The following is a 5,639-nucleotide window of genomic DNA, read 5'->3' as shown; positions in this document are numbered from 1 at the left end:
CAGCGACCAGTGTGGAGCTGACGCTGATCACCCTTGATCTAGGGCTCCCCGACATGGATGGCCGCGAAGTAGCTGGCTTACTACGCGCTGTGACTAATGCCCCGATTTTGATGATCACCGCGTTCGCGGCGGTTGGGGACGAGCTCGACGGTCTTGCCGCCGGCGCTTCTGCCTATCTTCCGAAACCGTTTCGGCCTGCCCAACTCCGCGATCTGGTAGATCAACTCTGCCCGGTAGAAGCCCGGATTGCAGGACCTGCAACAGCCTGAACGCCCAATACCGTTCCGGGCACCCGATGGTCCAAAATGTCCTCTTTCCTGAAATTGGAATGCTGTTGGCTGCCTCTGGAAGTTGCTCTCTGACACTCCTACAATCTGCTCTCAACGGACCAATGATGGCCGTTAAGACTCGCAGACCAGGGGAAAATCATGAAAAAACGTCTCGCGCTTATTGCCCTTATCGCAACCCCACTTCTCGCCGGATGCGGAGGGTCGTCCCCCAGCCCTGGAGCAGGCACGGCGCAGGCCCCCGCCTCAGAACAGCAAAAGGCCCCTGAACCGACCGTCGGCACTCCTTTCACGGCGGACATGGGCAACGGAAACGTCGCGAAAATAACCATCGTGACGGCACAGTTCGTGGACTCTGTAAGCACCAACCAGTTCGCACCTAAACCGAAATCCGGAAAGTTCCTGCAACTCGATGTTCTGTGGGAAACCGAAACAGGAAAGACCTCAGCAAACCCTCTCTATTTCAACGTCAAGGACGCTGAAGGGCGGAAAGCCGACATGGAACTCTTTGGTGACGGAAACCTTGCCTCCGGAGAAGTCGTAGCAGGAGACAAGGCCCGCGGTTTCGTGAACTACGACGTAGCCCCTGGCCCTGTGACCGTGACCGTGACCAACCCCGGGCTACAAACGGTAGCCACCATCAAAATAACCCCCTGACAAACCCGCGCCAGGAAGCCTACCTGGCGGTGACCAGGAAAAGGCTGGCCATGAGGGTGTACACGACTCCAAGGATCAGCCCTATGATCGCGAACACCCGAAACTTCCTGGGCGTTCCTGGTCCCTGGGGCAACCCCATTGCGGACACCACAATGGCCACGGGCGAGAGTATCAACCCAAAAATAGGAATGGAGAACAGAAAGAAGGAAGCGATCCCCAGTGGGAAACCCGTCGCGGCCACAGGGTTCCCCCGCGCCTGAGGAGACAGTACGGCCCGGGTGTGCCGGGTCCAGGTAGCGCCGTCCCACCACCGCCGTTGAGTTGAGTTGCCCGGATCGGTGTACCAACCTGCGGTGGGAACGTTCACTAACAATCGCCTTTCGGCTGGGTGTGGTCAGTTGCCAGGCTGGGTTACTGTCTGGGCGCGGATGCTCCACGCTGACCAGTCCAGTGGGTGAACGGAGGGCCGACCCAACAGGTATCCCTGCGCGGCGGTGATTTTCAGCGCGCCGATTTCTGCGAGTTCTTCGGCGGTTTCCACGCCGACGGCGATGACGTCGGCGCCGATCTCACGGGACAGGGCAACGATGGCTTTGGCGCGGGCCAGTTGTCCTTTGTTGGCGTCGATGCCTTCAATCAGGTGCCGGTCCAGTTTGATGATATCCGGGCACAGTTGTTCGATCCGCTCAATGGAGACCATGGCCGCCCCGGATGCACTAATGGCTATGCGGAGCCCCAGAGTGCGGAAGGGTCCCAGGCCCTCCTGACCGGTGTGGTGTCCGAGGTCTGCGAGGGCCCCGGTGAGTTCAACAATGATCCTGTCCGGGGCCAGGGGCGCTGCTGCGAGGAGGTCACGGACACGTGGGTCGCTGGCGGTTGCCGGTGTGAGGTTCAGGGCAACGGACATGTTGTCGGGAACGTCGTGCGCGGCGGTCAGTGCGCAGTGGAGGGCGGCGATCTCCAGCTCTGTGCCTAGCCCGGCTGCTGCGGCCTCGTTGAACCAGATGTCGGCGCTTGCGCCGTCTTCCCCGACGAACCTGGTCAGTGCTTCGACGCCTACAACATCACCGGTTGGCAGTGCGTGGACTGGTTGGAAGGCGGTCAAGAGAAACTTGTCTCCCAGGTATGACTGGATTCCTTGCTTCGCGTGGTGGCTGACTGGAACCAAGACGGTTCGCGCTGCGTCAACGGATTCAAGGTGCAGGTGGGAGGATTCGAGCGGGACCGGGGCGGTGTGCGTCTTGCCGGCTGCTTTGCGGGTTTCGATCAGGTGCGCCAGAAGAGCACCCTCGGGATCGTCAGGGTGTGCCTCGATCAAAGTACGGAGCTTGGCCCTGGCCGCCGCGCTGCGGGGTTCAGTGTCAGCCAGAATGGACGCGATGATCTCCTTCACCTGCTGACGCATAGTCCCCGCATCCGCCAACGGCGATGCGCCGTTCGGATCTGCGGCGTCCGCAACGCTACGGTGTGAAAGAGAGCCCTCTTCTTGAGCCATCGACTATTCCTTTATGTGTATCCACGCTGGCCAAGCCAGACGCACGCCCCAAGCTGTAAAGCTACTGCGGCAAGCTTCGTCAGATTTTACAGGGGAAGTGGCGCTGCCCGCAGCGAGGATCAGCCGCAGGGCCGATCCTCGTCAAACGATGTCTAGGATGGATGAAATTGCAGGTCAGGAGGGGTTTGGTGTCGGTGGTGGGCGAACAGTCCAAAGAAGGACGTGAGACCCGTGAGGGGAAACGGGTTGAATTGTGGAGGGCGTTTACGCTTCCTGCCGTGATCGGCTTGGCCGTTTTGGGGATCGCCGGGGTGAACTTCGCGAACGGCTTGGCGGAGCAAAACCGGCAGATGGGCCCGGAGCCAGTGGCTTGTGAAGTCGTCCCCCGGGCCGGGCTTGCCCCGGAGCAGGGTGCCTTGTTTGGCGTGAACTTGGACTGGCACGCGAAACCACTGGCCGCCTTCGCTAAGGACCTGGGCCACAAGCCGGCCGTCAGTGTCTCGTTCACCGGCTTCCCGTTGACGTCCAAGGACGAAGACGATTTGCGGCGGGCCGTTGAGCAGATCCGGGCCGACGGGCACATGATGCTCCTGACGTTGGAGCCCCACGAGGGCCTGGCCGCTGTAACGGAGGAAACGGCCACCGCGTTGGCCAAAGACCTCGCCTCATTCAATAACGACGGCGTTCCGGTCATCGTCCGGTTCGCCCACGAAATGAACGGCTCCTGGTACGCCTGGTCTCAACAACCCAATGAGTACATCGCCGCTTTCCAGACCCTGGCCGCCGCCGTACACGAGCACGCACCAGGATCAGCCATGATGTGGGCACCGAACTACGGCGGCGGTTACCCCTTCGCCGGCGGGCAATTTGAAGCCAAACCAGGCACCCCCGGATTCGCTGCCCTGGACACCAACAGAGACGGGGTGCTCACGATGAATGACGATGCCTACGCCCCGTACTACCCCGGCGACGAAGCTGTGGACTGGGTAGGCATGTCCCTCTACCACTGGGGCAACACCTACCCCTGGGGCGAAAACGAACTGCCTGAGGCTAACAAGTTCGCCGAACAGCTTACCGGCAATTACATCGGCGCCAACGGTGACGACAGCCTGTTACCGGACTTCTACGGCATCTACGGGACACAGCATTCCAAACCCGTGGCCATTCCGGAAACAGCGTCTTTGTTTGCCCCGACTGGCGGCGGTGAGGCTGAACTGGCCATCAAGGAGGCCTGGTGGAACCAGCTCTTCAACCCCGCGACGCATCAACAATTTCCCCAGCTGAAAATGATCAACTGGTTCGAATGGGACAAAACAGAAGCCGAGGTCAAAGGACGCGTGGATTGGACGGTGACCAACACTCCCGCCGTTCGCGACGCCTTCACAGCCGCCCTCCCCGACTGGTTCCGTTACGGCCCTGAACAACCTTGCCAACCCCGCTCGTAGAACCCCACCGGCAACCAAGTTCAAAGAAGTAGCTTTAGAAGCCCCCGGGACCGCGGGCGTCAGCCACCACCACCCATGTCCATAATGGCCCCATGGCTACCGGCGTCACTGTCGTTGTCGTATTTTCCGCAGCGGGTGCAGCGCCTGTAGCGGCTGCCGTCTTCCGTGCTCTCAACGTGCCAATGATGGCCAAGATTCAGTTTGCACATCAGCTTCCTCAGCATGACGCTCTCCATTCCGAAGCCCGCTGAACACGCATGCCCGTGCCCGACGCGTTGCCACTCCAAGCTAAGCAGCCGCGGCCCCTGGACACTATAGATCCCGTAATCACCTGAACCGTAGGGTGGCCCGGAACCGTATCTTTGGGGTCAAGTTCCTGTACGAAAGGGCCCTAAAATGCGCGTGACGGCGGTTCCAGATGCACCTGACGCACGATGATCTGCAGCTCCTCGCGCAACCGATTTGTGTCCACGTCAAGACCATCAAAGACAGTACGTTCCAAGTCATGGGCCTGCTCCAGCAAAGCCTCCCCCTGCTCAGTGATGGAGACAAGAAAACGCCGACGGTCGAACACGTCCCAACGACGCAGGACATAGCCCCTGGACTCAAGCCGAAGTATGACCGGACCCAACGTCTGAGCGCTTACCCGGACACTGCGGGCAAGCCACGCCACCGTAGTGGGGCCGGAGGCCTGTAGTGCATCCAGCGCGATGACGGAGGGCGGGGTCAATCCAAGGGCACCAAGCTTCTGACTCCACATGTTCTCGACCAGCCGGGCCGTCGTGGACAACAGACGGCAGGTCAACCAGACCTCTGCATCAGGCATATCCGCATAATAGGATCTCACCGGTCACCGCCATGGACGCACCGCCGCGTTGATGGGCCCGGCTCGGCACTAGGAGTCTTTGGGCAGATTAGAGTCGTGGCCGTAAAAGTTCGTACGATCAATCGTGCCGTCCAGGTTTCTGATGATGTGTTCAACACCGTCCCGCCGGGCCGCGTCCCGGCCACGCTGCTGCTGCTCAGCTTTGGTCCCACCGACGGCGAAGGGCCCGTCTGAGCCCTGACGTCGGCTTCTCCATTGCCCGTCCTGGTTGTATGTCTCAATCCCTGGCTTTACCAATGTTTCCCTTCCCCATTCGTCGCCCTAAGGGTTGGTCTTCGTATCTCCTTCACGGGGTGGACGAAGTCGACGTTCAAGCTGGGCTTCTGCAGCTTCGCGGCGTTTACCCACGATGAGCAGCTGTTCCGTCATTGGGTTGTGGTGCGCCAAGGGAGCCATCGGACGGGAACTACTTTGGCGTTGTTCCCCTCCTGCTCCCAGGGGCCCCGGTTTGCTCGTTGCCATGGTGTCTCGGTTCCTCCGTGCCATTGGACCGGCCCCGGTTCCCGCCGGAGACTGACGAGAACCAGACCGGTACTTAAAGCTAAGCACCCTTATAATTTCCATACAAGAGGAGAATAAATCCCCAGGCAAAGGGGGGGGCGGCATCAAAACCTTGCCTCTCCAAAAGCGTGGGCCGAATGGAGGGGCGAGACTGCTGAAAGATGCTGGTCAATACTGATAAGCAACCTTATTATCTATGTATTGGGACCGTCCCAGACTCCATCCAGACTCATGTAAGGCGACTGAGGAGAACAAATGACCCCCACCCATAACCCCGCCCGGACCCGCACCACCATTCAGCGAGCAGCGCAGATAGTCGGAGCGGTCTTTCTCCTTGTAGGGGTCCTCGGCTTCATTCCGGGGATTAC

General features: G+C 60.2%; 8 protein-coding genes. 3 read left to right on the top strand and 5 right to left on the bottom strand.

The features are described 5' to 3' along the window. On the top strand, window positions 1-269 hold a 269-nt coding region (locus HP499_RS20010), incomplete at its 5' end, for a response regulator transcription factor (protein WP_172325892.1). 159 nt (window positions 270-428) lie between these two features. Then, entirely contained in the window at window positions 429-944 is a 516-nt protein-coding gene (locus HP499_RS20005; protein ID WP_172325891.1) for a hypothetical protein, read from the top strand. A 19-nt stretch (window positions 945-963) separates the two neighbouring features. Here HP499_RS20005 and HP499_RS20000 read toward each other — a convergent pair whose 3' ends face one another. Beyond that, entirely contained in the window at window positions 964-1,311 is a 348-nt protein-coding gene (locus tag HP499_RS20000; protein ID WP_172325890.1) for a DUF2510 domain-containing protein, read from the bottom strand. Window positions 1,312-1,338: 27 nt separating this feature from the next. Beyond that, window positions 1,339-2,439 carry an EAL domain-containing protein gene (locus HP499_RS19995; RefSeq protein WP_172325889.1) on the bottom strand — a complete coding sequence of 367 codons (1,101 nt, stop codon included), beginning with the start codon at window positions 2,437-2,439 and terminating at the stop codon, window positions 1,339-1,341. A gap of 161 nt (window positions 2,440-2,600) precedes the next feature. Between HP499_RS19995 and HP499_RS19990 the strand changes: the two genes are divergently transcribed. Continuing rightward, window positions 2,601-3,884: a glycosyl hydrolase gene (locus HP499_RS19990; RefSeq protein ID WP_216660192.1), complete on the top strand. Its 1,284-nt coding sequence runs from the start codon at window positions 2,601-2,603 to the stop codon at window positions 3,882-3,884. Window positions 3,885-3,943: 59 nt separating this feature from the next. Here HP499_RS19990 and HP499_RS19985 read toward each other — a convergent pair whose 3' ends face one another. From HP499_RS19985 to HP499_RS19975, 3 genes are all read right to left on the bottom strand, one after another. Continuing rightward, entirely contained in the window at window positions 3,944-4,093 is a 150-nt protein-coding gene (locus tag HP499_RS19985) for a hypothetical protein (protein ID WP_253951714.1), read from the bottom strand. Between the two features lie 182 nt (window positions 4,094-4,275). Beyond that, entirely contained in the window at window positions 4,276-4,710 is a 435-nt protein-coding gene (locus HP499_RS19980; protein WP_172325887.1) for a MarR family winged helix-turn-helix transcriptional regulator, read from the bottom strand. 69 nt (window positions 4,711-4,779) lie between these two features. Further along, entirely contained in the window at window positions 4,780-5,007 is a 228-nt protein-coding gene (locus HP499_RS19975; RefSeq protein WP_172325886.1) for a DUF2188 domain-containing protein, read from the bottom strand. Window positions 5,008-5,639 lie beyond the last annotated feature (632 nt).

Origin of the sequence: Paenarthrobacter sp. CM16, from assembly GCF_013179505.1 — a bacterium.
Lineage (GTDB): Bacteria > Actinomycetota > Actinomycetes > Actinomycetales > Micrococcaceae > Arthrobacter.
The sequence above is the reverse complement of the archived record's forward strand: the minus strand, read 5'-3'. Positions and strand labels throughout refer to the sequence as shown.

Coding starts and splice junctions, on each gene's coding strand:
- HP499_RS20005 (WP_172325891.1), top strand. CDS start 429: ATGAAAAAACGTCTCGCGCTTATTGCCCTTATCGCAACCCCACTTCTC.
- HP499_RS19980 (WP_172325887.1), bottom strand. CDS start 4,710: ATGCCTGATGCAGAGGTCTGGTTGACCTGCCGTCTGTTGTCCACGACG.
- HP499_RS19985 (WP_253951714.1), bottom strand. CDS start 4,093: ATGTGCAAACTGAATCTTGGCCATCATTGGCACGTTGAGAGCACGGAA.
- HP499_RS19995 (WP_172325889.1), bottom strand. CDS start 2,439: ATGGCTCAAGAAGAGGGCTCTCTTTCACACCGTAGCGTTGCGGACGCC.
- HP499_RS19990 (WP_216660192.1), top strand. CDS start 2,601: ATGAAATTGCAGGTCAGGAGGGGTTTGGTGTCGGTGGTGGGCGAACAG.